At 61.3% G+C, this 24709-nt stretch carries 27 protein-coding genes; 8 read left to right on the top strand and 19 right to left on the bottom strand.

Annotated features, from left to right (window positions below; genetic code table 11):
* The first annotated feature begins 4 nt into the window (after positions 1–4).
* From HRU82_05060 to HRU82_05050, 3 genes are all read left to right on the top strand, one after another.
* Complete coding sequence (locus tag HRU82_05060) at positions 5–751, top strand: DUF72 domain-containing protein (protein QOJ34359.1); 747 nt, start codon at positions 5–7, stop codon at positions 749–751.
* Between the two features lie 18 nt (positions 752–769).
* Positions 770–3352, top strand: coding sequence for a DNA ligase D (ligD, locus tag HRU82_05055; GenBank protein QOJ34358.1), 2583 nt, complete (start codon positions 770–772; stop codon positions 3350–3352).
* A gap of 136 nt (positions 3353–3488) precedes the next feature.
* A complete protein-coding gene (locus HRU82_05050; GenBank protein QOJ34357.1) occupies positions 3489–3743 on the top strand; it encodes a hypothetical protein in 255 nt (84 codons plus the stop codon).
* A 25-nt stretch (positions 3744–3768) separates the two neighbouring features.
* Here the strand turns inward: HRU82_05050 and HRU82_05045 are convergent, their stop codons facing one another.
* The 14 genes from HRU82_05045 to HRU82_04980 all read right to left on the bottom strand — a co-directional run bounded on the left by HRU82_05045 (position 3769) and on the right by HRU82_04980 (position 14422).
* Positions 3769–4143, bottom strand: a complete 375-nt coding sequence (locus HRU82_05045; protein ID QOJ34356.1) for a sensory rhodopsin transducer — start codon at positions 4141–4143, stop codon at positions 3769–3771.
* A gap of 37 nt (positions 4144–4180) precedes the next feature.
* On the bottom strand, positions 4181–5929 hold the full coding sequence (locus tag HRU82_05040) for a pyruvate oxidase (protein ID QOJ34355.1): 1749 nt from the start codon (positions 5927–5929) through the stop codon (positions 4181–4183).
* Positions 5926–7128 (bottom strand): AI-2E family transporter, encoded by a 1203-nt coding sequence (locus HRU82_05035; protein ID QOJ34354.1) that lies wholly within the window; start codon positions 7126–7128, stop codon positions 5926–5928. The genes HRU82_05040 and HRU82_05035 overlap by 4 nt, the downstream gene beginning before the upstream one ends.
* Positions 7125–8084 carry a YihY/virulence factor BrkB family protein gene (locus HRU82_05030; protein ID QOJ34353.1) on the bottom strand — a complete coding sequence of 320 codons (960 nt, stop codon included), beginning with the start codon at positions 8082–8084 and terminating at the stop codon, positions 7125–7127. The genes HRU82_05035 and HRU82_05030 overlap by 4 nt, the downstream gene beginning before the upstream one ends.
* 3 nt (positions 8085–8087) lie before the next feature.
* The gene (locus tag HRU82_05025; GenBank protein QOJ34352.1) at positions 8088–8579 is read right to left on the bottom strand and encodes a DUF421 domain-containing protein; all 492 of its coding nucleotides are present in this window, start codon (positions 8577–8579) and stop codon (positions 8088–8090) included.
* Positions 8580–8587: 8 nt separating this feature from the next.
* Positions 8588–9067: a hypothetical protein gene (locus HRU82_05020; protein QOJ34351.1), complete on the bottom strand. Its 480-nt coding sequence runs from the start codon at positions 9065–9067 to the stop codon at positions 8588–8590.
* Between the two features lie 18 nt (positions 9068–9085).
* Positions 9086–9775, bottom strand: a complete 690-nt coding sequence (locus tag HRU82_05015; GenBank protein ID QOJ34350.1) for a hypothetical protein — start codon at positions 9773–9775, stop codon at positions 9086–9088.
* On the bottom strand, positions 9739–10146 hold the full coding sequence (locus tag HRU82_05010; GenBank protein ID QOJ34349.1) for a phage holin family protein: 408 nt from the start codon (positions 10144–10146) through the stop codon (positions 9739–9741). The genes HRU82_05015 and HRU82_05010 overlap by 37 nt, the downstream gene beginning before the upstream one ends.
* Positions 10147–10158: 12 nt before the next feature.
* Positions 10159–10353 carry a hypothetical protein gene (locus HRU82_05005; GenBank protein ID QOJ34348.1) on the bottom strand — a complete coding sequence of 65 codons (195 nt, stop codon included), beginning with the start codon at positions 10351–10353 and terminating at the stop codon, positions 10159–10161.
* Between the two features lie 127 nt (positions 10354–10480).
* Positions 10481–11581, bottom strand: coding sequence for a Gfo/Idh/MocA family oxidoreductase (locus tag HRU82_05000; protein ID QOJ34347.1), 1101 nt, complete (start codon positions 11579–11581; stop codon positions 10481–10483).
* A gap of 61 nt (positions 11582–11642) precedes the next feature.
* Complete coding sequence (locus tag HRU82_04995) at positions 11643–12050, bottom strand: hemerythrin domain-containing protein (protein QOJ34346.1); 408 nt, start codon at positions 12048–12050, stop codon at positions 11643–11645.
* A 162-nt stretch (positions 12051–12212) separates the two neighbouring features.
* Positions 12213–13688 (bottom strand): DUF4403 family protein, encoded by a 1476-nt coding sequence (locus tag HRU82_04990; protein QOJ34345.1) that lies wholly within the window; start codon positions 13686–13688, stop codon positions 12213–12215.
* A 50-nt stretch (positions 13689–13738) separates the two neighbouring features.
* The gene (locus tag HRU82_04985; protein QOJ34344.1) at positions 13739–14047 is read right to left on the bottom strand and encodes a BON domain-containing protein; all 309 of its coding nucleotides are present in this window, start codon (positions 14045–14047) and stop codon (positions 13739–13741) included.
* Positions 14048–14095: 48 nt separating this feature from the next.
* Positions 14096–14422, bottom strand: a complete 327-nt coding sequence (locus tag HRU82_04980) for a YtxH domain-containing protein (protein ID QOJ34343.1) — start codon at positions 14420–14422, stop codon at positions 14096–14098.
* Positions 14423–14723: 301 nt separating this feature from the next.
* On the opposite strand from HRU82_04980, the gene HRU82_04975 reads away from it, so the two are divergent.
* Positions 14724–15983, top strand: coding sequence for an MFS transporter (locus HRU82_04975; protein ID QOJ34342.1), 1260 nt, complete (start codon positions 14724–14726; stop codon positions 15981–15983).
* A 49-nt stretch (positions 15984–16032) separates the two neighbouring features.
* Positions 16033–17334 carry an MFS transporter gene (locus tag HRU82_04970; GenBank protein ID QOJ34341.1) on the top strand — a complete coding sequence of 434 codons (1302 nt, stop codon included), beginning with the start codon at positions 16033–16035 and terminating at the stop codon, positions 17332–17334.
* Between the two features lie 69 nt (positions 17335–17403).
* Here the strand turns inward: HRU82_04970 and HRU82_04965 are convergent, their stop codons facing one another.
* The 5 genes from HRU82_04965 to HRU82_04945 form a co-directional block, all read right to left on the bottom strand.
* A complete protein-coding gene (locus HRU82_04965; GenBank protein QOJ34340.1) occupies positions 17404–17805 on the bottom strand; it encodes a hypothetical protein in 402 nt (133 codons plus the stop codon).
* Between the two features lie 93 nt (positions 17806–17898).
* On the bottom strand, positions 17899–19275 hold the full coding sequence (locus tag HRU82_04960) for a DUF4340 domain-containing protein (GenBank protein ID QOJ34339.1): 1377 nt from the start codon (positions 19273–19275) through the stop codon (positions 17899–17901).
* A gap of 3 nt (positions 19276–19278) precedes the next feature.
* Entirely contained in the window at positions 19279–20808 is a 1530-nt protein-coding gene (locus tag HRU82_04955; GenBank protein ID QOJ34338.1) for a GldG family protein, read from the bottom strand.
* The gene (locus HRU82_04950; GenBank protein QOJ34337.1) at positions 20799–21569 is read right to left on the bottom strand and encodes an ABC transporter permease subunit; all 771 of its coding nucleotides are present in this window, start codon (positions 21567–21569) and stop codon (positions 20799–20801) included. The genes HRU82_04955 and HRU82_04950 overlap by 10 nt, the downstream gene beginning before the upstream one ends.
* A 4-nt stretch (positions 21570–21573) precedes the next feature.
* Positions 21574–22542 (bottom strand): ABC transporter ATP-binding protein, encoded by a 969-nt coding sequence (locus tag HRU82_04945; protein ID QOJ34336.1) that lies wholly within the window; start codon positions 22540–22542, stop codon positions 21574–21576.
* A gap of 249 nt (positions 22543–22791) precedes the next feature.
* Between HRU82_04945 and HRU82_04940 the strand changes: the two genes are divergently transcribed.
* From HRU82_04940 to HRU82_04930, 3 genes are all read left to right on the top strand, one after another.
* Positions 22792–23157: a hypothetical protein gene (locus HRU82_04940; GenBank protein QOJ34335.1), complete on the top strand. Its 366-nt coding sequence runs from the start codon at positions 22792–22794 to the stop codon at positions 23155–23157.
* A gap of 57 nt (positions 23158–23214) precedes the next feature.
* Positions 23215–23874, top strand: coding sequence for a hypothetical protein (locus HRU82_04935; GenBank protein QOJ34334.1), 660 nt, complete (start codon positions 23215–23217; stop codon positions 23872–23874).
* Positions 23875–23991: 117 nt separating this feature from the next.
* Positions 23992–24657, top strand: a complete 666-nt coding sequence (locus HRU82_04930) for a septal ring lytic transglycosylase RlpA family protein (GenBank protein ID QOJ34333.1) — start codon at positions 23992–23994, stop codon at positions 24655–24657.
* Positions 24658–24709: the final 52 nt, after the last annotated feature.

The raw sequence follows: 24709 nt of genomic DNA, 5'->3' as shown, positions 1-24709 counted from the left end.
TGTGATGGGTCAGCCTGTGCAAGTCCGGATCGGCACCTCGGGATGGCATTATGACCACTGGCGCGGCCCCTACTATCCGCCGCAGCTTCCCTCGTCCGACCTGCTGGAGTATTACGCCCGTGAGTTCGACAGCGTAGAGATCAACAACAGTTTTTATCGGCTGCCGGCACGGGCGACGTTCGAAGCCTGGAAGCGGCAAAGTCCCCCGGGATTTTGTTTTGCCGTGAAGGCCAGCCGCTACCTGACCCATTGGAAGAAACTGCAGGAGCCCGCCGAAGCGGTCGAGCGGTTGCTGGAGGCCGCCGGCGGCTTAGGCCGGAAACTCGGTCCGATTCTCTTTCAGCTGCCGCCTCGCTGGCACTGCAACGTGGAGCGCTTGCGGCAGTTTCTCGCCGTGCTTCCCCGAGGCCGCCGGTACAGCATCGAATGTCGCGATCCGAGTTGGCACACGTCGGAAGTCTACGGTCTGCTGGAGCGGCATCGGGTGTCGTTCTGTATTTTTGAGTTGGGCGGGCTGCGTTCTCCAGCTCCCGTCACGGCCGACCACGTTTACCTGCGGCTGCATGGACCGGGAGAAAAGTATCAGGGCTCCTATGCACCGGCGGCGCTGGCCGCTTGGGCCGGCAGGATCAGGCAGTGGAGCAAGGCCGGTCTCGCGGTCTACTGTTATTTCGACAATGATCAGGCTGCCTATGCCGTGCAAAATGCCCGTGCCTTGAAGGCCGCCGTGGCTCGACGACGGCTCCGTTAGGCAGGTGACGAGGAGGTCATGAGCCTCAAACCCTATTGGCGCAAGCGCAATTTCAACAACACACCGGAGCCTCGCGGTCGGCCTGGTTCCGGCGAGGGTGCGGGACTGTACGTTATCCAGCAGCATGCGGCGAGCCGTCTGCACTACGACTTTCGCCTGGAGTTGGATGGGACTTTAAAAAGTTGGGCGATCCCCAAGGGACCAAGCCTGGATCCGACGCAGAAGCGCCTGGCCGTCCACGTTGAAGACCATCCGCTCGACTATGCCCAGTTCGAGGGCCTCATCCCTGCCGGACAGTATGGCGGAGGAACGGTCTTGCTCTGGGATTGGGGCCACTGGGTTCCCCTGGAAGATGCACGTGAAGGCCTCCGGCGCGGGCGACTGAAGTTTACCCTGCAGGGCGACAAGTTATCCGGGGTTTGGACGCTCGTCCGCATGGGCGGGAAGCAGGAAGCCGGGAAAGAAAACTGGCTTCTCATCAAGGAGCGTGATGAAGCCGCACGCAAGGGCGCAGAGGCTGAGGTGACGCGCATCCTGACGAAAAGTGTGGCGAGCGGACGGACTCTGGAGGAGATCGCCGCCGGGCGCCGCAACGTGTGGCAGGCAGGGAGGTCCAGTCGAAAATCGGTCCGCGCGCGTCCGGCCCGGTTGTCGGGAACCACGCCGCCGAAGGACGCGCGCAAGGCTCGGCAGGAGTCCCGGATGGCTCCTCAATTGGCCACCCTCGTGGACCGCGTGCCGGAGGGGGATGCGTGGATTCATGAACTGAAATACGACGGCTACCGCATCCTCTGTCGAATCCGCGACGGAAAGGCCACGCTGTGGACGAGGAACGGCATCGAATGGACGGCCAAATTGCGCCCGATGGCCGAGACCCTCGCAGCCTTGCCTGTGGAGAGCGCCTGGTTGGACGGCGAAGTGGTGGCGCTGCTGCCGGACGGCCGAGTGAGTTTTCAAGCGCTTCAGAATGCCTTTGAGTCGGGCGGTGCCGCCAATCTCGCCTACTACCTCTTCGATCTGCTGTACCTCGATGGGTACGACCTTCGTCCGGCCGCATTGGTAGAGCGAAAGCGTTGTCTGGCTGCGTTGCTCGAAGGGGAGGACGGCGCAGGGCTTATCCGGTACAGCGACCATATTCCCGGGCGAGGCGACAAGGTCTTTGCGGAGGCCTGCCGTCTGGGTTTGGAGGGCGTCATGGCCAAGCGGGCTGACGCGCCCTACCTGGAGGGCAGGTCGCACGCCTGGGTGAAGGTCAAGTGTCAGCAACGCCAGGAGTTCGTCATCGGTGGTTTCACCGAGCCCTCCGGGATGCGAGCAGGCTTCGGAGCACTGTTGCTGGGATGGTACGACGACCGGGGGCAGCTCCGGTATGCCGGTCGAACGGGCACCGGCTTCTCGGCTCGGTCGCTGCAGGAACTTCATCGGCGGCTGCGCGCCATACAGCGCCGGTCCTCACCATTCAAGGCGGTACCGGCGACTGCGGATCGAGCCAAGATCCATTGGGTCGAGCCCAGCCTGGTGGCGGAGGTGGCCTTCGCGGAATGGACGAAGGACGGACAGCTCCGTCAGGCATCCTTTCAAGGGCTGCGCGATGACAAGCCGGCTTCCACCGTGCGGCGGGAACAGGTGCCTGCGAACCAGGCAAGCAAGTACCCATCGGCGACCAAGTCAGGACGCAAGGCTCGTGGCCTGGAGACCGACTCGTCCGAGAATCTGGTGATCGAGGGCGTGACCCTCAGCCACCCGCAGCGAATGCTCTATCCCGAACAGCAACTCACCAAGGAAGCCCTTGCGCGATATTACGAGACGGTGAGCGAGTGGATCTTGCCGCATCTTCAGGGGCGGCCCCTGAGCTTGGTCCGTTGTCCGGAGGGGTATGAACAGGAATGTTTTTATCAGAAACATGCGACGGACCGGATTCCGGACGTGATCGGCCGCGTGGAGATTCCGACCAAGGAGTCATCGGCCTCCTACATGGTGGCAGATTCGCTGCCGGCCTTGATCGGCCTCGTGCAACTCGGCGTGTTGGAATTGCACACGTGGGGCGCGAGGCGTGACCGGCTGGAGAGGCCTGATCGTTTCGTGCTCGATCTCGATCCCGCTCCGGATGTGCCCTGGCCGATGGTGGTGGAAGCGGCGCAACTGCTCCGAACGTTGCTCCAGGAGCTGGACCTGCGCTCGTTCGTCAAGACCACCGGCGGCAAGGGGCTTCACGTCGTGGTGCCGATCCGCCGCACGCAGGGCTGGGACGAGGTGAAGGCGTTTTCCAAGGCCGTGGCCGAGCACCTGGTGGGCACGATTCCCGAACGGTTCATCGCCACGATGTCGAAACAGAAGCGCGGGGGGAAAATTTTCATCGACTACCTGCGTAATGCGGAGGGCGCCACGGCGGTGGCGGCCTATTCGACCCGCGCCCGGCGCGGCGCGCCGGTCTCCGTGCCATTGGCCTGGGACGAATTGTCGCCAGGCCTCCGTTCCGACCATTTTACGGTGGTCGACTTGCCGCAACGGCTCCGGCAACTCGCCGAGGATCCGTGGCGTGAGTACTTTTCCCAGCGACAGACGATCACCCGCTCGATGCTCGCCAAACTGAGACGGTAGAACGCGGCCTGCCAATCCTAGGGTGCATTTCTCCGGCCCCTGGGGGCTGCGCTAGTATTCCGACGAAAGTGGTCCTGGTATCAGTGAGCATGACCGGTCGAACTCACTCGACCGAGAAATCCGAAAGGAGCAGGCCATGCAAGCCACGATCACCAGCGTTCCACGGAGCAGCGGCGGAAGCCGGAGCCATGACGTCCAGAGCTGCACCCGTTGCGGCGGGTTGATGGTCCACGAACGTTGCATGGACATCGGCGAAAGCCTGGGAGGTTATTGGTTCTGGGCGCAACGGTGCATTCAATGCGGCGATCTCGTCGATGAAGTCATTTTGCAGAATCGCAGTCTGCCGGCGCATAGGGTCGAACTGGAAGAAGAAATCGTTCAGGCTGCCTGACCTCGACCGACCGGGGCAGCCGGTGTTAGGAGAGCGGAAAGGCTATGGTGCTGAAGAGCGCGTTTTCGGCCTGTCGTGAATCCAAACGGGTGTGCTGCACCACGATCGGAACGGTCGACTCGATGACGCTCGCATAGTCCGTGTCGACGGGAATGGGGGCCGGGTCGGTGAGATCGTTGAAGCGCACATGTGCGGTTCTGCGGGCGGGCACGGTCACTCGATAGGGACCGACGGGTTCGCGATCGGCGAAGTAGATCGTGATCCGGACGTGGGCGTCCTCCTGCCCGGTATTGAGCAGGCAGACGGTCTCGTGACTCGTCATGTGCGGTGCCGGTCCGTGACTCTCGCGCGGAATATAACCTTCCGCGATGGCCCATCTCGTGCGACCCATTGCGTCCATGTGCCGTTCCTCCTTGCTTTGATTCTCCGCTGCCTGGTTACACCACTTCACGGATCCTATTTACGACCAAGTTTTTGACCAGTTCCCAACGGTCGTCTTGGCCGCGTGCCATGGCTTTCGTGAACTGCCAGGCCTGTTCCATCGTAATCTTGCCTGGGAGCGGGGCCTCGGAGGGGTCGACCACGGCTTCGACCACGACCGGTCCAGGCAGGGCGAAGGCCTGTCGTAAGACATCCCGCACGTCGGCAGGATCCTCCACGTGCAATCCGGTCGCGCCGCAGGAGCGAGCGCAGGCGGCGAAGTCGATCGGCTGCAGGTCGACGCCGTATTGCGGATTGCCCTCGAAGGCCAGCTGTTCCCACTTGATCATGCCGAGCAGGTTGTTCTTCAACACGATGATCTTCACGGGCAGGGCATATTTGACGAGCGTGGCCAGCTCACTCATCAACATGGAGAAACCGCCGTCTCCCGCGATGCAGACGACCTGTCGGCCCGGAAAGGCGATCCCGGCACCGAGGCTGTAGGGGAGCCCGTTCGCCATGGTGGCGAGGGTACCGGAGGCGGAAAACTCCATGTTGCCTTTCACCCGGATGTGGCGGGCGACCCAAGTCGTCACGGTGCCGGTATCGCAGCAGATGATCGCATCGTCCGCCAGGAATTCATTCACGGCCCGCACGACCACCTGAGGCTTCAGCGGAACGTCGGCGCGGGTCCCTCGTGCTTCCAGCAAATCATTCCATTCGACCGTTCTGGCCTGAGCCTGTTCCAAGAAACGACGATCGAGCTGCTGTCGGATAAGCGGCAGCAGGGCGCGTAGGACATCCCAGCACTGCCCGACCAACCCCACCTCGATCGGGTACCGCAGGCCGATCCGGCTTGCGTCCAGATCAATCTGGACGGCCCTAGCCTGGCCGGGCTTGGGATAAAACTCCAGATAGGGGAAACTACTCCCAGCGATGAGGAGTGCATCGCAGGTTTCCAAGACCTCCTGGGATGGTGCGGTGCCGAGCAGGCCGATGCCTCCCGTGGTCAAGGGATGGTCGTCCGGCACAACGCCCTTGCCCAACAGCGGTTTGACGATGGGCGCGCCCAGCTTGTCGGCGAGCTCCAGAATCTCCGCCCTGGCTCCGAGGCACCCGCGGCCCGCCAGGATCGCGATCTTCGTGCCGTCGTTCAGTAAGGCGGCCGCTTTCTCCAAGAGTGCTTGAGAGGGCAAGGGGAGGGGATCGCTATACAGATCGCCGCTATGGCCGGGGACATTGGCCTTGGAGCCCTGCGTGTCGGCCGACCAGTCCTGTACGTCCTTGGGGATGGTCAGGTGGGCGACGGTGCGGCGCGAGATGGCCGTCTTGATGGCTTCATCGACCACGTTGCCGACATGGGCCGGTCCCATGACCCGTTCGCTGTAGGCGGCGACATCGCTGAACAGTTTGTCGAGATTCACGTCCTGCTGGTAATGCGTGCCGATGAGGTCGTGGAACGTATGGCCGGTGATCGCCAGGACCGGCTGGCCATCGCACTTGGCGTCGTACAAGCCGTTCAGGAGATGGATGCCGCCGGGACCGGAGGTCGCCAGGCAGACGCCCAGCCGTCGCGTGAATTTGGCATACCCGCAGGCCGCGAGCGCCGCCGATTCTTCGTGTCGGACCAAGACCAGTTTGATCCGGTCTTGGCGCGTGCGCAGGGCTTCGTAAATGCCGTTGATGCCGTCGCCCGGCAGGCTGAAGATCGTGTCCACGCCCCAGTCGATCAGTCGATCGATCAACAAGTCTGCAACGGTCGTCATAGCGGCTCCTTTCGTCGGCTGTCGGGCGACGGGGATGCCGCAGCCCGACGGGCCAGGTGCGGGAGGACCAGTTCTTCGCCCAGGATCTTGAGGCAGGCCGCGATGGGGATGGCGAGCAGCAGGCCGTAGAATCCGCCCAAGGCGCCGCCGACGAACACCACGATGAGCACGGTGACGGCGCTCATGTCCATCGACTGGCTTTGCACCCAGGGCGTCAGCAACCAGCTTTCGATGAACTGGACCAGGAGGTAGGCCAGGGACGGCCACACCACGATGGTCATCAGGTCGAACACGGCACTCTCGGACGACAACACGTCCAGATATTTCAACAGCACGGCCAGGGGCCAGCCGATCAACGAGGCGTAGGGGATGATGGTCAGGATGCCGGTGATCAGACCCAGCAAAAACCAATACCGAATGCCGGTGAGCGCCCAGCCGAGAGAATAGAGCACCGCTGAACCGAGCGCGATCGTCAGGCGGCCGCGAAAGAACCCGCTCACGGCATGGTCCATCCGTATCATGATATGGCGCACGCGGGCGCGGTAGCCGGCCGGAATGTACCGCTTGAGCTGGTCCAGGGAGCGGTCGAACCGCCAGGCGAAGAAAAAGAAGTAGATGGGAATCAGGACGAAGGCAATCACGACGTCGGCGGTGGTGCCGATCACTGTTCCCAACACGCCGAACGCCTGGCCCGTGCCCGAGAAGACCGGTCGCAAGATCGAAAGGGGGTCCTCGCGAAGGCTGGTGGCGATCGTCGACAAGTGTTCCGAGAAGTCACCCAGCCGCACGTGGTACCGCTGAGCGATGCTCTGGATGTAGCGCGGCACGCGCTCAGCAAAGGATTGAACCTGTTCCGCCAGCAGCGGACCCAGCCATGTGATCAGACCCACGGTCAGGACCGCCGAGAGAAAGAGGATGATGGCGATGGTCGCGGGTCTGGGGACATGCCACTGTGCCTCGGCCCGCCGGATCAGCGGGTTGAACAGGTAAGCCAGCAACAGGGCGATTAGGACCGGCGTGAAGACCCCTCGCAGGTAATACCCGAACCAGAGCACAAAGAGAAATCCGCCGCCCCACAGCAAATCCCGTATCGGCGTGATCTGCCAAAGGTGCCGATCGGCCGGTGAGGAGGCAGGAGGTTGTGCGGGTTGCGGGGGAATCCGTTGTTCCGTGAGGAGGTCGGGATAGTCGGGCTTCATGCGGTCGTCTCTTCCCCTTTCTGGAACTGCGCAGGTTCTCCGGCCGAATTGGGCCTCGACACCTGTTTGCCCCGACGGAGCGCTGCGGCGGCCTGTTCGATCTGCTCGTTGATTTCTCCCCCCAGCAACATCACCACGCCCGTGAGGTACAGCCACAACATGAGCACGATGACGCCGGCGATCGATCCGTAGGCCGCATTGTAGTTGCCGAAGTGTTCAACGTAGGCCTTGAAACCCAGCGAGACCAGTAACCACAAGGACACCGCGCAAACGGACCCCGGAGTCACCCAGCGCCAGTCATGCTCCACGTTCGGACACACATAATAGATGATTGCGAGGGCAAACAACATCAGGAGAACGGCCACGGGCCACTGCAACACGTTCCAGGTGAGCAGGAACAACCAGCCCAAACCGACGATGTCCGCGATCCATTCGCCGATCCGCGCGCCGTACAGAATCAGGGTGATCGATAGAATGATGAAGCCTGCCAGTCCGACGGTCAACAGGATGGCGATGAGGCGAACCTTCCAATAGGGGCGCGTTTCCTCGGCACCGTAGACGACGTTCAAGGCTTCCATGATGGCGGTCACGCCGCTCGACGAGGCCCAGAGCGTGCCCAACAGTCCGAGTGACAGGATGTCGCCGCCGCTGCCCTGGACCACGTTCTCCAGATATCGCTCCAACAGGGAGAGCGCGTCGGCGGGCAGCACGGTGCGGAGGTATTGCATCAATTCCGGCAAGGTCTCCGTGAGCGGAAAGAGGCCCATGAAGGCCGTCAGGAACAGCAGTGCCGGAAACAGGGCGAGCAGAAAATAATAGGCCAGCTGCGCGGCGCGGCCGAGGATCTCGTCCTTCTGGCTTTCTTGCCACAATTGGAGGAAGAAGGTTTTCCAGGGGAGGCCTCCGAGCTTCCAAGGGTTCCAACGGGGCGATGGGCTCGTAAGTGAAGCGGCCACGTGTCAACTCCAGTCCCGACTCGGAGGTATGGGCCGTCCCTCCAGCTCTTCGTCGGCGTTGCGCGGAATGATGGAAATGGTTCCGCTGGTTTCGAGCACGGCGTACCGGATGCGGTGCAGTCCTTCGACCCCCTGTTCCCTCCCGGCGCGGAGGATATCCTCGAGGTCGACGCGTGCGCGTCGCATCAGATCCCCGAGGGGCCGGCCCTCGTCGATCAGCACGAGGGGTTTGCCGTCGATCCAGCGGGCCAGAAAGGGCGCCCGCTGTTTGAGCAACGATAAGAGAATGTCGAGACCCACCAAGGTCAGAATGACCAGGATGCCGTGTGTGACCGAATAGTCCTGTCCCAGCATGGCGTTTTGCGTGGCCTCGCTGATGATCAACAGGAGGGCCAAATCGAAGACGGTGGTTTGCGCCAGCGTCCGGCGTCCGGCCAGACGGAACACCACCAAGAGGAACAGGTACATCGTTGCGCCACGGAGCACTGCATCCATCGTCGCGCCTATGGGTAGATGAATTGCGTGAAAGGCAGCCACTCTCCCTGTCCTGCCCGGATACGGCCGGTAACCGGGCCGACGGCCTGGATCGAAAGCAACAGTCGCACGATCCCGCCGCCTTCCGGCCGGGTGAACTCATACCGTAACCCCTCCGCCGTCCAAGCCGTGTCTACGGGGTTGGGCAAGGGGAAACGCAGCGTGACGGCCTGCGCGTAGTCCTTGTCGAACAGGATCTGGATCGAGTCGGTTCTGTGATCGGAACGGGGCAGGGAGACGATCAGCCAAGTCGTTCGGTCGTAGCGGGTGAAACGTTCATAGTCCAGTGTGACCTGCCCGTCCGCGCTGCGGACCGAGGCATCGGCCAGGGGACCCTGCCCGAACAGTCCGAGCAGCGCACCGGCCAATGTCAGGGCGAGCGCGGCCCACGCCATGCGCTGATAGCGCCAGGCTCGATATTGAAACGGCAGATCTTGATCGATTCCCAAGCGCTCGTGCATCGTGAATCAGGAGGCCGTGACCTGGCCCTCCTCGGCCTTTTCCGGAGACCGCCGCTTCTCTTGCGGAGACCTGTACGAGGAGGTCGGCGGAAGCGTCACACCGAGAGAACGGGCGATTTCCGGCACCATCCGTCGGGTCAATTCCGTGAACAGAGCGCGTCCGACTTCCAGTACCATCAGCTTCGCCTCTTCGGTTTCCTGCTGAAACTCTCGGGAAAGCGAGTCCCACAGCGTCGTGCTTCGCGGGGGGGCTTGCCGGGGACGAGGCTGGGACTCGCTGGGATAGAACTCGTAGACTCCATCGGCCTCTTGGGGCCGCTTGGGACGCGCTGCCGGTCCCGGCATGACCCTGGATCCCTTCACTCCAGGCGGATAGTAGGGATAGACGCCTTGCCGACGCGGTCTCGATCCCTGGTCGAGCAGGCCGAGGGCAAACCCGGCGCACAGGGCTCCGCCCACCATCAACCAAGGATGTTCATGGATGCGATGCACCGGGTCGATGACGGCTTTGGTCTTATCCACCAGCTTGTTGACGCTCTTCGTTGTTCGATCGAGCACCTGGGTCAGCTGCATCGTGGCGTCCTCCGCGTGATGAAGGACACGTTGCTCCAACGCATCCAGTTTGTCTGCGATTGCCATCCGCGTGTGCAGAATGTCTTTTAGATCTTGGTCGAGAGCACCTGTTCTTTGATCCATCGGGCATCTTCCTTTATGGAGTGAAAAGTGCGGAACGGCCACAAGCGAAGCGTGGCGCCCAGTGAAACGACGCCGGCCAAGAGTAGGCCCGCGACGAGTGCGCAGAGGAGTCCTACGATTCCATAACTCGCCCAGAACGGAAGGCCCAGCGGGTCGTGCAGCAGATGGACGACCATGAGGAGAAGGAGGACGCTCGCCATGAACGCCAGGGTGATGCCGACACCGGCACGAATGATGATGGCAGTGACCTTGTGCCACTCCAGCTGCATTTCATGGCGGGCCAGCCGCAGGGTCTGCTGGATCAGCAACCGCACGTCTTCGACGAGGCCTTGAAGCAATGCGGCAACGGATATCGGATGGGGATTCTCCATGTCGCATCCTTCCTAGTTCGATCGAATGCGGGACAAGACATACCCGCATCCGAGGCCGAGCAATAGTGCCTGCCACGGATACCGACGGATGAGGATCTCAAGGTCCTGCACGACCCCGCCGACACCGGCGGTCGTCTTCTCTGCTACGTCTGCGATCGTGTCACCGGCTTGCCGCATCGTCTTATCCATGTCCGTCTCCTGATCCATTCTGCTCTCCTTCTCATCCGTAGTAGAGGGTTCACCGCGCCGTTTCTACAGTCAGAGCCTATCGGCGGCTCCGAGATTGCTGAACTGGGCAAAGCCCTAGTCCGTTTCCGCCGCATCCCCGCCTCTGCTAGAGCGTAGGGGACTTCGTGTGGACCTCCTTGGGTTTCGGCACCGGCGGATAATGCATAGCCAACCGAATGTCCGGCCTGATCCGTTTGGTCGGGAGGCGGAGTGTGATCGGCTGCCTTTGAAGGGCCGATCGGTGCAGCGCTTCGATGATCTGCACGTCGATCAGCCCTTCCAGGCCGTTCGGTTCCGGTTCGCGGTTCTGCCGAATGCAGGAGGCAAAGTGGATCAGTTGCGGCGCGAATTGATCCCCGGCTTGGAAGGTCTGACGCTTCGTCGTCCCCTCGATCGTGATGGCGGCGTTCAACCCTCCGACATATTCGTAGGCCGGCTCCACGCGGACGCGACCCTTCGTGCCGATGATCTCGTACATGGTTTCGTCCGTCGCGCCGAAGCTGCAGCTGAAGGTGGCCAATCGATCTTGCGGAAAACGCATGAGGACGGATGCCGATTCTTCCACCGTTTGGAATCGGCGGTCGCCCTTGCCCAGAAAGGCCGACACCTCGATCGGTTCGTCGCGGAACAGATACCGCGCGGCGTTGATGCAATAGATCCCGATGTCGTAGAGCGGGCCTCCGCCGAGCTGATGCTTCAAGCGGATATCGCCTGGACGCACTTGCTGCGTAAAGACCGAGTGAAACAGACGCAGGTCTCCCAGCTGCCCGGACTGGGCCAGGGCGATCGTGCGCAGGTTGCAGGTCTCGAAGTGGAGTCGATAGGCCACCATGAGCTTGACGCCGTGACGGTCGGCGGCCCGCGCCATCGCGCGGCAATCGGCGGCGGTCACTGCCAAGGGCTTTTCACAAAGGATATGGATGCCGGCCCTTGCGGCCCTTAGGGCGAAGTCGCGGTGCAGATTGTTGGGCAGGGCGATATACACGGCGTCGATCTCGCCGCTGCGCAAGCAGGCGTCGTACTCGCGATAGGCATAGGTGTGTGGGGTGCCGTAGCTCTTGCCGAGTACGCGACGTTTGACCGCGTCGTCCGAGACGAGCGCAGCGAGGCGTGCGTTGGACTTGGCATGGGCGAATGCGGGCAGGACCGCAACCTGGGCAATATGTCCAAGGCCGACCACTGCGAATCGTATGGGGGTGCTCCGCATGGGGTGAGGCTCCTTCTCCCTTTTACCAGGGGCGTTGAAGTGAAGAACTCCATGGTGCGCGCTAGACGGCCAGCGTTTCGAGGTGTGGGAAGAGATCCCGCTCCTCCGTGATGAAGTGCGCGCGCGCCGCCCGCATCGTGTCTTCAAAAAATTCGTCCAATGCCTGGTCGTCGTCCGCCTCCGATCGCCGGAGTTCGTCGACCATGGCCCGCAGTTCTTCGTGTTCCATGAGCACCTGTCCCAGGAGTTTCCGCTCTTGATCGTTGCGCGGTCGCGATCCGTCGGCCAGAAGCGATTCTTCCCTGTGGAAGTGCTCCTCGATCAGTTCGAGAATGTGGTCCACGGTGGCTTGCCGGGAATCTGCGGGCGCCGCGAGGTACAGGTGGAACAGCGCTAAAATCTGACGATGGTCGTTGCGCAAGATGCGGACCGTTTCATGGGCCTTTGAAATGGATTGTGCGTTCGCCATGGATCGCCTCCCTCTCATCTTCCTTCGAGCCCGGCGGGATCTCGATACTGAACGTAGCAGGGAAGCGACGGGGCGCATACTGGGTAGGGCCCTGATGGACGGACGGACAGGGCTCGGGCCGGGCCAGGGTGGATTCGACACCCTCGACCCGGCCGCTGAGCGTCAGCGACTCTCACCCCGCAGCATGGCCCGGGGCGGTTGGCCTTCGAGCGTCATCTGACCCGTGGCGTTAGCCGTGCCTTCCAGCAAGATGGACACGGTGATACCTTGCGTGGAGGACCACACCTGATCCGGCTGCTGCCTGGTGACCAGAATATCCATGGTGAGGTCCCCGGACCGGTGGCTTCCGGTGACGGTCTGCTTCAACCGATCCACTTGGTTGGACAGGTCTATGGCGATTGCCTGCCGGAGTTTGGGCTGCAGTTCGCGGTCCACGGCCTGCCAATATCCGACGCGAATGGAATCGATGGCGGTTCGAGATTCATTCGCCATCTGCAAATCGGGGATCGTGAGGGTCTTCCCGGTATCATCCAATCGTGGGGTGCCCCAGTAGTAGATGGTGCCCTTGAGGTCTCCGGCCGTCTCGACCGTGAGCAGGACCCGTCCGTTGGCATCGGCGGCGGAGACCCGCTCGATGACGGCGGCATCGGAGGTTGCCGAGTCCAAGAAGATCGTCTGATGGAACAGTTTGCCCTGGAGCTGGTGCGATACCTGTTGATAGGAGAGCGGAATCTTGGCGAGGATCACGTACGGCTTCTTCTCCGTGGAGGCCGGACCGGAGCTCACGAGCGCCACGGTGGGAGCCGCTTCCGAACAGGCCGCCTCATAGGTGACCAACGGCATCTGTTTGGCGGTGCCGACAATCACCGTCTCCTGTACGGTTCCCTTCTGTTGGCTCACGAGCATTTCCCGCGGATTGCCGTACAGGCAGGCGCGCGTGTTCAAGGAGGCCACGGGAATCGACAAGGGGCCTTCTAGGTTGTTCCAGATGCGTTGGAACGGAATGCCGAAGGCCTCCGGATGCACAGCGTCCACCATGGCGGTTTTGACCTGCGTCAGGCTGAACAACTCCGGCAACTGCTCATTGATAGACCGGTTGAACATATTGCAACGTGCATCGCTCTCCGGTTTCGTACCGACTGCCGCATGAGTGAGGTCGAACGCAAAGGAGAGCGTCTCGCGGCTTTGCACGAGTAGGAGTGTTCCGGTGGCGTCCAGCGTCGCATAGACGGGATCCAATCGGCAGGCGCGGGAACTCCCACGCGCCTCGATGTCGCCCTTGTACTCCGCATGGATCGCAACTAGGCCGTCTTGGATGTGTACGTGAGGCTCGCCGGTCCTAACGAACGTCCACCGGAACTCCTGTTCCAAAGGATGCCCTGTCTCCGTAAGACGATCCGGCACGGCTTGGCGGATTGCCGTTTGAATGGGCGTCAGATCCGTCTTGACCTGAACCGGCACGTGCGACACCGGGGCCGGTGCGTCCTCCTTCGCCATCGCAGTGAAGGAGGGAACTGCGCTCGTAATGGGCGGCGGCACCGGTTGAGAGGAACTCTTGGGAATGGTATGGCTGCAGGCCACCCCCGTCAGAAAGACGGCGGTGAGGACTGGAACCACGAGGGTGCGACGATGCTTCATGACATGCCTCCTTCTTTCCGTCGGAACGGTCGCACAGTCTACGGGGCTCGTTACTGGGGTTGGATTTGAAGGTTGTTGTTGATTGTCCGGACGCCGTTCACCTCGCGCGTCAGTTCGGCCACGCGCATCTTCTGCTCGGCGGTCCCCACGACCCCGTTGAGCGTGACAACACCCCGTTCTGTGTCGACGTCGATGCGGGTGAAGTTCGACAGACGGTCCGAAGCCAGCTTGGAATGGACCGCGGCTGTGATGGAGGCATCGTCGATGGTTTGCCCGGCCGTCTTGCCGGTGGTGGATTGGCAGCCGACGAGCGTCACGAGGGCCAAGCCGAACATTATGTGAGTCATGCGGGTCATCATGGGATGGTTCTCCTTCTCTAGTTGTCGAGCATCGGTTTGAGATAGCGCTTACCCTCGGCGCGAGGAGGCTTCTTCCACGGTCTTTTCTGCGCTTTGCACGGTCTCGTCCACAAACTCGCGTGCGGCCTGGCCTGCCTTGCGCAAGGTCTGTTTGCCGCCTTCCACATATTCTTGTCCCCGCTCGACGGCGCGGTCCCAGGCGGCGCGCCCTTGTTCCGTGGCTTCGTCGAGTTCATCCTTGGCCCGAGCGGCATAGTCCCGAAGGGTGGACCGAAGTTCCGGTCCCGATTGCGGCGCCAAGAGCAAGGCGATTCCTGCGCCGATGAAGGCTCCTGCGATAAAGGCGGACCAATTAGACGAATCCTGGTTGTACATCTCTCGACCTCCTTCTTGTCTTGCGGCCCGGAGTGAATACGTGCGACCCATCGGCGACTCTCGATGTCCGCGACTGTTGATGAGTATCACCCTATGCAGCCCGGCGCCTCTCTTGCACTAGGTAAGGCCCTAGTCATGGGCCTTCCTCATCGAGTTCGGCCTCCGCCGAGGGTTCGTGATGCCGGACCTCCAGGGGCTTCCCCAGCTTTTCCTCGTCGTACGGTTGGTTAAGGTGGGCACAACAGCAGTATGTGCGGGGTACACAGCCCGCACCCACAGTCATGACCGGGGAGGAATCGTCATGGCACAAGACTCATCGACGGAGCCGAACAACAGAGGCTGGCGCCTCATCAGAACCAGAGACTTCGGATTGTTGTGGTGGGGACAGGTGACCTCGCAAATCGGCGAGGGCCTGAATAAGGTGGCCCTCCTCTGGTTCGTGTATGAGTTAACGGGGTCTGCCATGAAGATGACCATGGTGGGATTGTTGCAGACGATCCCTCCGTTGTTGTTCGGTCCGGTGATCGGTGTCTATCTCGACCGGTGGCCCAAGAAGCAGGTAATGGTGTGGGTGGACGTGATTCGGGCCGGCCTGACTTTTCTGATTCCGGCACTGTACGCCGTGGACGCGCTGTCGATCGAGCGGCTGTACCTCCTCATTTTCGTCACTTCGATCGTCTCGACCGTGTTCGGACCGGCCTTGGTGTCCGCCGTGCCCTTGCTGGTCCGCCCGTCCGAACTGACTGCGGCCAACGCCCTCATTCAAGGTACCGGCAATTTGGGAATGTTATTCGGTCCGGCGATCAGCGGTCTGCTCATCGCACTGATCGGATCGGAGCGTGCGCTGTTCATCAACTCGGGTACCTTCTTGATCTCAGCGTTGTGCCTGATGCCCATTCACTTCGTGACACAGGCGGTGGGCTCTTCGACGTCGGCCCATTCGCTCTGGGGTGACCTGAAGCAGGGATTCCGTTTCGTGTTCGGCCGACGATCCATGGTCTTCACGCTGGTCGTCATTTCCTCGCTGTACAACCTGGGCGTCAGCGCCTTTGTGTTTATCCTGCCGGTGTATGCCAAGGAGTTTCTCCAAGTGGGGCCGGTGCAATTAGGCTGGTTGTGGAGCGCGCTGGGCGTGGGGATGTTGGTGGCTTCGACGTGGCTCGCGTGGAAACAACAGAACGACATGCAGGGTCGGTTGCGCATCGTGGTTCGGGGCATGACGGTGGGCGGCATCGCGGTGGGCAGTCTCAGTCTCCTCGAACAACCGTTGATTGCCGCGGCCGTCGTGATCATCGTCGGCGGAAGTACGGCCGTCCTGAATCCGATCGTGTGGGCTCTGTTGCAAGAAGTGACTCCGGAACCGCTGATCGGTCGAGTGCTCACGACCTTCAGCGTCGGCTCGATGGCCTCCGCCATGGCGGGGATGACGGGCTTCGGCTGGGTGGCGGAGTCTTTGGGGCCGGCGGCGAGCCTGATGGGGCTCGGGGTGGTCTTGTTGATGACCGCTGCGGTCGCCGTGTATTGCGCGAGATGCACCCAGAGCCCGATCGCGGTACCGTGAGGGCGGACTCGATAACCGTTCGACTCCGGTCCTCGACTCGGTGCTCTCCATGCAGGAGGATCGGACCATCCCGCACCCGTCAAACAGCCTGGTGACAGCCGTGACGGAGCGGTCTGCGGACGCTGCGGGGCACCCCCATCGGTGGCTGCTGACGCGCGACTTTCAACTCCTCTGGTGGAGTCAGGTGCTCTCCCAGGTGGCCGATGGAGTGAGCAAGCTCGCCCTGCTCTGGTTTGTATACGCCGTGACCGGGTCACCACTCAAAACCACCGTGATCGGGCTCTTACAAACGTTGCCTCCTATCCTGCTGGGGCCGTTCATCGGAGTGATGGTCGATCGCCTTCCCAAGAAGGCCATCCTGATCGGCAGCGACTTGGCCCGTGGGCTCTTAATCGGCCTGATCCCCTGCTGGATCTCCGTCGCGCAGTTTACGGTCGATGCCCTCTATGCGCTGACTTTTCTGTACGGCGTGGCGACGGCGCTGTTCGTTCCGACACTGTCGTCGTCGGTGCCGTTCATGGTGCGGCGGTCTCAGTACACGGCGGCCAACGCCTTGCTCCAAGGGACGACCAGTCTCGGCATCATCATCGGGCCGGCCTTGAGCGGGCTCGGCATCGCCTTTTCCGGGTCGCAGGACGTGCTCTGCATGAATGCAGGGACCTATCTCCTGTCCGCGTTGCTGCTGTTGCCGATCCGGTTGAGCGAGGGGCGCGCAGGCAAGGGCGAGGAAGGCGGAGTGCGGCAGGTTCTTCATGCCCTGTGGGAGGGATTGTGGTACATCCTTGCCGGCGAACGTCGGCTGTTGTGGTTGGTGCTCTTGGCGGCGCTCTATACCTTTGCCGCGGGCGCCTTCACCACATTGTTTCCGGTGTTCGGACGGAATCTCCTCGAGCTCGGTCCGGTCGAGGTGGGGTATCTCTGGTCGTGGCTGGGGGTGGGACTCTGCCTGACCTCGCTGGGCTTGATTCGGTTGAGCGGCTGGAGTCTTCGGCGGCGGCTCTCGACCGTCGTGCTGTTTGCCTTGTTGAGCGGCGCGTCGGCGCTGATGTTGGTCTGGGTTCAGGAATTTCGCATTGCTGCCCTGTTGGTCACCTGCGTCGGCGCCGGTTTCGGAGGCTGGACGCCGATTGCCTGGGGAATGGTGCAGGAAGTGGCTCCACCGACTCTGGTGGGGCGGGTCATGGCGCTGTACACGGCTATTGCGACAACTACCTCGATGGCAGGGATGACGGTGTTCGGGTGGGTGGCGGAGTCGTGGGGGGCTGCGAGCGCGGTCGTCGGCATCTCCTTCACCCTGTTGCTCCTTGCCCTGGTCAGCGGTTGGTGGAGCGTCGAGGTGGAATCCTCCTGAGGGGATACGCGCCTCCCGCCTTCGACGGCTGCCGAGGCGGAAGGCGCAACAACGGGGAGGAGCGGCAGGTTACCGTTGGTTCGCCTGATCGCGCTTGCAGCTTTCCTCTGCCAGCATCTTCTGTCCGGCGGACGCATCCGTAGGGATTCGGGCCAGGCAGGCTTCCAACGTGTCACCGGCGGCACCGGCGGCGGCGCGATTCCCGCTCTTGACGGCGGCGGTGCCGGCGATCGTCTGACGGAGCGCTTCATCGCGTTGACAGGCTTCTTCCGCCAACTGGCGTGTGCCGGCTGTGCCACCCGATGGAATGCGGGCCAGGCAGGCTTGCAGTGGGTCGGTCTGTGTGGCAGCTCTCATCGAGGAGCCGGCGGCAGACGAACCGCTGGTAGTGCCTTCTTGCGTGGCGCAGGCGCTGAGGATGAGCAGCGATAAGGACAAGACGAGTGCACTGTGAGACTGCAAGTACCTCATTGAAGGATCCTCCTTTATCACTTTATCCAAGGGCAATAGCGCGCACACAGTAGCACAAACCTCCCTCGACTGGAAACACCTCCGTGCGTCTGTTTACCGTGTGGTCTCCTGCTCGTGGGACTGCCCCAGGAGGGTCGGTCGCGAGGGAATTTGGGTCAGGAGATCGGGGCGGGCCTGAAAGATGCCGGGAATGCGCTGGCCGATGGCGTACACGAGTCCGCCGACCTGGCTGCCCAGCGCGAGGCGTCCGACGGTGCGGCCGTCTTTCCCTGTGGCGACGAATTCCGCGACCGGTGCGGTGAGGCCGTAGGGCGCCAGGGGACCGGCCTGCTTGAGCACCCGTTCCTCCGCCGGCAGGTTGACGATCCGACTCACGAGCAGGTCAGCCACATCCTGGCGCAATGTGGTCGTCGGCCGATCTTCGAGTACCCATTCGTTTTGGTCGCGTACCAGCACGTATTGCTCATCCCGCGTCTTGATCGAGAGCAGGGCGATGTCGTTGATCTCCGCACCCAGGAGCCGCTTGTCTTGCAGCGCGAACAGGTCCTTCGTCAGGTCCTTGATGGCGGAAGGGCTGACCTTGAAGATCGGGCCGTCGGGCGTGGTTTGGGCGTAGGCCTCGCCGCTGGCCGGGTCCGGCTGAAAGAGCCGCACGGTCTGTTCGGGGCCGGCGGCCTGCAGGGCGACCTTGACCTTGGGTTTCACCAGGAGCGGCAGAAGCGCATCCCGTTCGGGGCCGGGATCAACGATGGCCAGCGCCTTCAGGTCCTCCAGACGAAACAACAGGGCCTGCACCTCGGTGCGGTCGCCTTCGGCTTCGATCGGGTACCGAATCTTCCACTTTTTTTTCGGCTTCTCGTCTACAGCGTAGAGCACGATTTCGGTGGTCGGGTAGGTGAGGCGGAGCCGCTCCGCGTCGTTGGTGCTGAACTGCAAGAGTTCTTTGCGTCGGAACGACAGGAGCGTCTTGTTCAAGAAGTCCTTGGGCGCCAGGTCGGTCAGGAGCACGGCCTGATCCGATCCTCGCAGGACATAGAGGGTGGAGGACAATGGCCCGGCATCGCCGATCGAAAGCGTCTCCTGTTTCGTGCCCGTGTCGATGGTGACGACGGTGGAAGGATGGTCCAATCCGAATGGCACGAGGGAGGCGGGGCGCGTTTCGACGAGGCGCGATACCTTGCCGGTCACCAGTGCGCGGAGTAGGGCCTGGACTTGGCGCTGGTCGGCATCGCTACGGATCGGGGCCGTGATGCTCCAAGGTTGTCCTGGGGCCTGAGACAGGGTCACCTCTCCACCCTGGCTCTTGACGATGAGCGAAGTCATCTCCGCCTCGTTGAAGGGCACGATGCGCGTGGCTTCGGCGGCGGTGTGTTCTTCGGTCCGCTGCTCGGGCAGTTCGATGAAATAGAGGTACAGGCCGAGCCCCGCGAATACACCCGCCATCAGTAGCGTGGGCCAATAGCGCGTCATGGATTACAGCCGGCGCCGTCGCCGCCAGACCAAGAGTCCGCCGAGGACGGTCATGGCCGGCAGAAAGATCACTTGCACGTAAAGGAGGATACGTTCCTGCAAGGGGTTGGGGACGAAGGGGCGGAGCGCCGGGTCCTTGGGAGTCAGCGAGATCAGGTCACGTTCTTCCGACAGCCAGCCGATCGCCCGCTGAAAGAAGTCGCTGTTGCCGGGGAAGTTTATGAAGCCGTTGCTGGCGAAGGAGGAGTTGCCGACCACGACCACCGCCGGGCGGGGCTTGCCTTCTTCCGGAGTCTGTTTCGGGGTGAGTGCGACCGCCAGGGCGAGGGGGCCTTGCACGTCCTCTTTTTCGTCAAAACTGACGACTTTCCCCTTCATCTCAGTTTCGGCCCAACTTCGGGGGGAAGTTCGCGCGAGGGGGACATAATCCCAGTCCTTGCCCTTGTCCTCGTGGAACGTCAGGTGACGCGCGAGCGGAAATAAGACCGCGGAGGTCAGTTCATGGGTAATTTCATGCTCGGTGAAGGTCCGCACGAGTAGAGCGGTCAGGTCGCCCTGCGCCAGTCGGTCCTGGAGGTCGACGAGCACTCCCTGTCCCAGTTCCAGCCCCCATCCGGCGAGCAGGTCGTCGAGGTCTGCTTGAGTCTCCGGGTCGACCAACACCATGACATGCCCGCCTTTGGCGACGTAGGATTGAATCCTGGCCTGCTCGTCTTTCGTCACCGGCCGGCGCGGCCCCGCGATGATGAGCACATCGGTGTTGTCGGGTACAGCGGTTTCCTGAAGCAAGGATAGGCTGCCGATATCATAGCCTTGCTTTTGCAAGACATCCTTGGTGAGGGCCAGTCCGCCACGATCTTTGTCCTCCAGGTTGCGTTCGCCGTGACCTTCCAGGAAGACCAGGCGCTTTCGGCTGTCTCGCGAGACGCGGAGGAGGGCCCCGGTAATTTCGACCTCCGCGGGAGAACTGATGCGGACGGACTGGGGGCCGCTTTCGAAGATGGCGACATCGGTCCGCATGATGCCGTAATTTTGCGCCACCTTCGGCTGCCGCTCAGGGTCGATGAACTGTACTGTGAGTTTCGGACTGAATTGCCGGTAGCTGTCGAGGCGTTCCTTATAGGCCTGGTAGCCAGGATCCTTTTCTCTGGTAAACACCGTGATATTGATGTCCCGGGGCAGATTACGGAGGACGCGATAGGTTTCCGGTGCCAGGGTGTAGTTCTGGTTCTCTGAGAAATCCCACCGGATCGAATGACGTGCAGCTAAGAAATTGACGATGGCGAGAATGGCGATGAACAGCAGGACCATTATGGCGCTGTTCGCACCCATGCGGGTGGAGCGCTGCGCGGAAAACTTTTTGAGCCGCTCGAACTGGGTAACGAAGAGCCAGATCAAGCAGGCCAGGGCGGACCCTTCCAAGACCGTCACCAACCAGAGGGCATCGGGAGCCAGCGAGTAGGCGATGATCCCCGCAGTGGCCAACCCGACCGCGATGACACCGATGGGCAAACGCGTAGGCGTCATTTCCATCTCGACGAATCCACAATCCGATGGGCCAGGAACAACATGAGTGCGGTTCCGCTGACGTAATAGACCAAGTCCTTGGTGTCCACCAAACCCCGCACCAAGTGGTCATAGTGCTCCATGAACGACAGGTACGACACCACGTTTCCAGCCAGGGTATCTCCCAGTAATGCGCCCAGTCCCGCCAAGAGCCAACACATCAGCAGCAATCCAAAGCTGGTGAAGGCCGCGACGATCTGGTTTTCGGTGATGGAGGAAGCAAAGAGGCCGACCGAAAGGAATAGGCTCCCCAACAGGGCCAGGCCCAGGTATCCGGTCAAGACGGGATACCAGTCGAAGTCGCTGAAGAGGGCCAGCGTCAGGGGCACCAGGGTTGTGACCAGCAGCATCCCGAGAAAGACCAGGTAGACGCTCGTGAACTTCCCCACGACGATTTCTATGGTTCGCACCGGGGCGGTCATCAGAAATTCAAAGGTGCGGAGTTTCCGTTCTTCGGCGAGCAGACGCATGGTCAGGATCGGAAGGATCAGCAACAACACGAAGCGCATGCTGGCAAAAAGGTTGCGGAAGACCAGGTCGTTCAGATTGATCTGAGCCGTTCCCCCTTGCATCTGCATCAACTGGATGGCCTGGGCCCCGGTGAATACGATATACAGGTAGGCCAAAAACCCGAAAGTCAGCAGAAAGACCCCGCCTACGACATATACGACGGGGGAGACAAAGTAGGAGCGCAACTCCTTCGCTATGATGACTTCAACCGGTGTCATGGTCTCAGTGCGACTCCTTGTCGCCGACCCCACCCGGCTGGGGCAGCCCCTCTTCATGTTGGGTCAGTCGTAGGAACACGTCCTCCAAGGTCATTGAGACCAGTTTCATCTCCAGTAGGCCCCATTGCTGTCCAACTGCGAATCGTGCGATTTCTTCTCGAATGTCCTTGCCCAACGCGCATTCGATGAGAAAGGTGCCGTTGTCCGTGGTCGTCAACACGTGTTCTACCCCCTCCACCTCTCGGAGCCGCTCCAGGACGTTTGCCGGAGGGGTTTTGAGGGTGACGCTGATCTTTTCGGAACGGCGCAGGCGTGCCGACAACTGCTCCGGCGTGTCCTCTGCGACGATCCGGCCTCCGTGGATGATCACGACGCGCTGGCAGACTGCGGTGGCTTCCGGCAGGATGTGGGTACTCAAGATGACGGAGTGCGAGCCGGCTAAACTCTTGATCAATTCTCTGATTTCGATGATTTGCTTCGGATCCAGGCCCACCGTGGGCTCGTCGAGGATTAAGACCGGCGGATCGTGAATCAAAGCTTGGGCGAGGCCGACACGCTGGCGATACCCACGAGAGAGATTCGCAATGAGTCGTCCTCGAACCGATCCCAGGGACAGGCGTTCAATCACGCGATCCATGCCCTGCGTCAGTTTCTCTCCGCTCAGCCCGCGCAACTTTCCGACGAACGAGAGGTATTCCGAGACCGTGAGTTCCTGATAGACCGGCGGGGTTTCGGGTAGATAGCCGATTCGCTTCTTGACTTCGTCGGGCTGGTCGGCGCAATTGAACCCCGCAACCTCTGCCGTGCCTTCGGTGGCGGGCATGAAGCAGGTGAGAATCCGCATGGTCGTGGTCTTGCCGGCGCCGTTCGGGCCGAGAAAGGCCAAGACTTCGCCCTTGTCGACCCGAAACGTCACGCGGTCGATGGCGGTGAGGTGCCCGTACCGCTTCGTGATATTGCGAACGTCGATCATGCAGTCGAGGTGGACGGCTGCCTGCGGCTGAGTCCTGCTGTTCGTTGATTCGGCACGTGGTGTGGCAAACCGAATCGGATATTACCGGCAGCCTGGTATGCAGTCAAGAGACGGACGCGGCCTGTTTCGATGGGCAGGGTCTCGACTGTTTGGCTTTACACTGTGATGCGTAACTGCTAAAGTTTCGCGACTTTTCTCTGGGTGTGGTGCGAGTCGGGCACGTTCGGATGGCATCGGTACCTGGTGCGCATGAGTCAGTCACGGACAAATCTGCTGGGCCTGTTGGTGATCGGCGCGATCCTCTGTGTGCTTGTGGCCGGATTGGGAAGCTTGCTGAGCTCGGTCTATGCGGCAGGAAGTCAGATCCACGAGATCAGAGGTACCGTAGCTTCCGTGAGCCCGTCCGAAGATCCCCCCGTCATCATGGTGCGTAGCGTCAGCGGCTCATCCGAAGAGATCGTGGTCGGCGCAGTACTCAAGCAAGGTTCGACCATTCTGCTGGGGAAAAAGCGCATCGGGCTCGATCGCCTTCGCCCGGGGGATGACGTGACCTTGAAGTACAGCAAGACGCGCGACGGCTTGGTTGTTCGTTCGATCGTGCTGCATCGCCATTAAATCACATTCAATCTGTAACGTTCAGGTCTGTGGCCTATTAGGAGGTAAGGAGTTTTTATGATTCGACAGCATGGATCGTGTGGGCTGTCTGCGACGACGGCAATAGGGTTGTTGCTGCTCTTGGGCTGCTCCGGGAAAAACGATGTCATTCCAATGAATCTGACCCCCAAGCCGTCCGCCGAGTCTAGTGTGCCTGCCCAGCCTGTCAGGGCAATGACGGGACCCAAGGTTGTTGTCATCCCGTTTGAGGATGGAAGGGCCGATCGGACCAGGATCGGCAGCCGGACTTCGATGTGGGGCGGAGAGACGCCCTTTAATGTCTCAAGTGGAAATGCAGGTGAAGAAACAGCTCAGGTGTTTGCGGCCTATCTCAAGCGGAAGGGGTGGCAGGCGCAGTACGCGAAAACAGTTCCTCCTTCGAGTGAGGGCGGCCCCGACATCGTGCTCACGGGGAAGATCTTGGAGTTGGCCGTCGATGCGAAGAAGGGATTCCTTTTGACCGACGTTGAGGCCAAAAGCAAGTTGGTGATTCAAGCCAGCAATCGTGAGGACGAGAGCTCTCTGTCACGGACTGATGCGCACTCGGGAGCTTACGAGAATGTGTTTTGGTTTGATCCGCAAGATGGCGAGGCCATTCTCTCAGAGGTCTTGGAGAAGAACTTCGAGCGGTTTGTCATGAAGACCAAGTTCGAGGACCGCACGATTCAACTTCGGTAAGGCTCCCCCTCGTCCATTTGTAGGGGGGACGCCACCACTCGGGCGGGATTGTCGCCGAGGAGATTCCCTCGTAGGCTGAGGCCTTGTGTTGCTCAGACTTTCATGTGAGGTACTTCTATGAAGATGGAAAAGACCTTTCAGAAGTGGTCTCGACGCAAACTGGCCGGTACGGTTGTTCCATTGACCGGTCTTCTCCTCCTGAGTGCCTGTTCCTCGGTTCCCAAAGGAGACTTTTCGTTGGACTTGGGCATCAAGGACCGCGGCGTGGCTTCATGGTACGGAAAAGAGTTTCACGGAAAACTCGCGGCCAACGGTGAGCTATTTGATATGACCGCCTACACTGCTGCCCACCGCAAGTTACCACTTGGCACCATGATCCGTGTCATGAACGTCCACAACGGAAAGTCCGTGCAAGTTCGAATCAATGATCGAGGCCCCTATGTCGCGGGTCGCATGTTAGATCTCTCTCACGCCGCCGCTCGAGAACTGGGGATGGTGGATGCAGGCATAGCGTCCGTCCAAGTCGAGGTGGTAGCGGACCATCGTCCGGTCATGCCGTTGCCCCCGCAGACACTTCCAGTGGTGGCGGGTGTCTTGTTGAACATGAACGAACGTCAGGTCGTTCAATCTGGTCGGCCTGGCGGCGATCTGCAGGGTCCAGCGCTTCCCATGCGCATGTTGCCGCAAGAAGCCATTTACGTTCGACGGGAGCGACGAATCGGCAGCATGTTGGCCGCAGACCATACTGCTCATAATACCGTTCCGGTACTCGTCGTGGCGTAATCAGGCGACTGCTCCTTCGCTCAGTTGACACTCCCTGTTGCAGTTGATTAGA

The sequence above is a fragment of the Nitrospira sp. genome (assembly GCA_015709715.1).
In the GTDB taxonomy this organism is placed as follows: Bacteria; Nitrospirota; Nitrospiria; order Nitrospirales; family Nitrospiraceae; genus Nitrospira_A.
Note: the sequence above shows the minus strand (reverse complement) of the source record. Positions and strands in the feature narration are given on the sequence as shown.

Bases quoted from the DNA above. Each gene is read 5' to 3' on its own strand.
- HRU82_05010 (QOJ34349.1), bottom strand. From the start codon at position 10,146: ATGGAGAATCCCCATCCGATATCCGTTGCCGCATTGCTTCAAGGCCTC.
- HRU82_04955 (QOJ34338.1), bottom strand. From the start codon at position 20,808: ATGGAAATGACGCCTACGCGTTTGCCCATCGGTGTCATCGCGGTCGGG.
- HRU82_05000 (QOJ34347.1), bottom strand. From the start codon at position 11,581: ATGCGGAGCACCCCCATACGATTCGCAGTGGTCGGCCTTGGACATATT.
- HRU82_04970 (QOJ34341.1), top strand. From the start codon at position 16,033: ATGCAGGAGGATCGGACCATCCCGCACCCGTCAAACAGCCTGGTGACA.
- HRU82_05015 (QOJ34350.1), bottom strand. From the start codon at position 9,775: ATGGATCAAAGAACAGGTGCTCTCGACCAAGATCTAAAAGACATTCTG.
- HRU82_04980 (QOJ34343.1), bottom strand. From the start codon at position 14,422: ATGTACAACCAGGATTCGTCTAATTGGTCCGCCTTTATCGCAGGAGCC.
- HRU82_05050 (QOJ34357.1), top strand. From the start codon at position 3,489: ATGCAAGCCACGATCACCAGCGTTCCACGGAGCAGCGGCGGAAGCCGG.
- HRU82_05060 (QOJ34359.1), top strand. From the start codon at position 5: ATGGGTCAGCCTGTGCAAGTCCGGATCGGCACCTCGGGATGGCATTAT.
- HRU82_04930 (QOJ34333.1), top strand. From the start codon at position 23,992: ATGAAGATGGAAAAGACCTTTCAGAAGTGGTCTCGACGCAAACTGGCC.
- HRU82_04950 (QOJ34337.1), bottom strand. From the start codon at position 21,569: ATGACACCGGTTGAAGTCATCATAGCGAAGGAGTTGCGCTCCTACTTT.
- HRU82_05040 (QOJ34355.1), bottom strand. From the start codon at position 5,929: ATGACGACCGTTGCAGACTTGTTGATCGATCGACTGATCGACTGGGGC.
- HRU82_04935 (QOJ34334.1), top strand. From the start codon at position 23,215: ATGATTCGACAGCATGGATCGTGTGGGCTGTCTGCGACGACGGCAATA.
- ligD (QOJ34358.1), top strand. From the start codon at position 770: ATGAGCCTCAAACCCTATTGGCGCAAGCGCAATTTCAACAACACACCG.
- HRU82_05025 (QOJ34352.1), bottom strand. From the start codon at position 8,579: ATGGATGCAGTGCTCCGTGGCGCAACGATGTACCTGTTCCTCTTGGTG.
- HRU82_04940 (QOJ34335.1), top strand. From the start codon at position 22,792: ATGAGTCAGTCACGGACAAATCTGCTGGGCCTGTTGGTGATCGGCGCG.
- HRU82_04990 (QOJ34345.1), bottom strand. From the start codon at position 13,688: ATGAAGCATCGTCGCACCCTCGTGGTTCCAGTCCTCACCGCCGTCTTT.
- HRU82_04975 (QOJ34342.1), top strand. From the start codon at position 14,724: ATGGCACAAGACTCATCGACGGAGCCGAACAACAGAGGCTGGCGCCTC.
- HRU82_04965 (QOJ34340.1), bottom strand. From the start codon at position 17,805: ATGAGGTACTTGCAGTCTCACAGTGCACTCGTCTTGTCCTTATCGCTG.
- HRU82_05045 (QOJ34356.1), bottom strand. From the start codon at position 4,143: ATGGACGCAATGGGTCGCACGAGATGGGCCATCGCGGAAGGTTATATT.
- HRU82_05035 (QOJ34354.1), bottom strand. From the start codon at position 7,128: ATGAAGCCCGACTATCCCGACCTCCTCACGGAACAACGGATTCCCCCG.
- HRU82_04945 (QOJ34336.1), bottom strand. From the start codon at position 22,542: ATGATCGACGTTCGCAATATCACGAAGCGGTACGGGCACCTCACCGCC.
- HRU82_05005 (QOJ34348.1), bottom strand. From the start codon at position 10,353: ATGGATCAGGAGACGGACATGGATAAGACGATGCGGCAAGCCGGTGAC.
- HRU82_04985 (QOJ34344.1), bottom strand. From the start codon at position 14,047: ATGATGACCCGCATGACTCACATAATGTTCGGCTTGGCCCTCGTGACG.
- HRU82_04995 (QOJ34346.1), bottom strand. From the start codon at position 12,050: ATGGCGAACGCACAATCCATTTCAAAGGCCCATGAAACGGTCCGCATC.
- HRU82_04960 (QOJ34339.1), bottom strand. From the start codon at position 19,275: ATGACGCGCTATTGGCCCACGCTACTGATGGCGGGTGTATTCGCGGGG.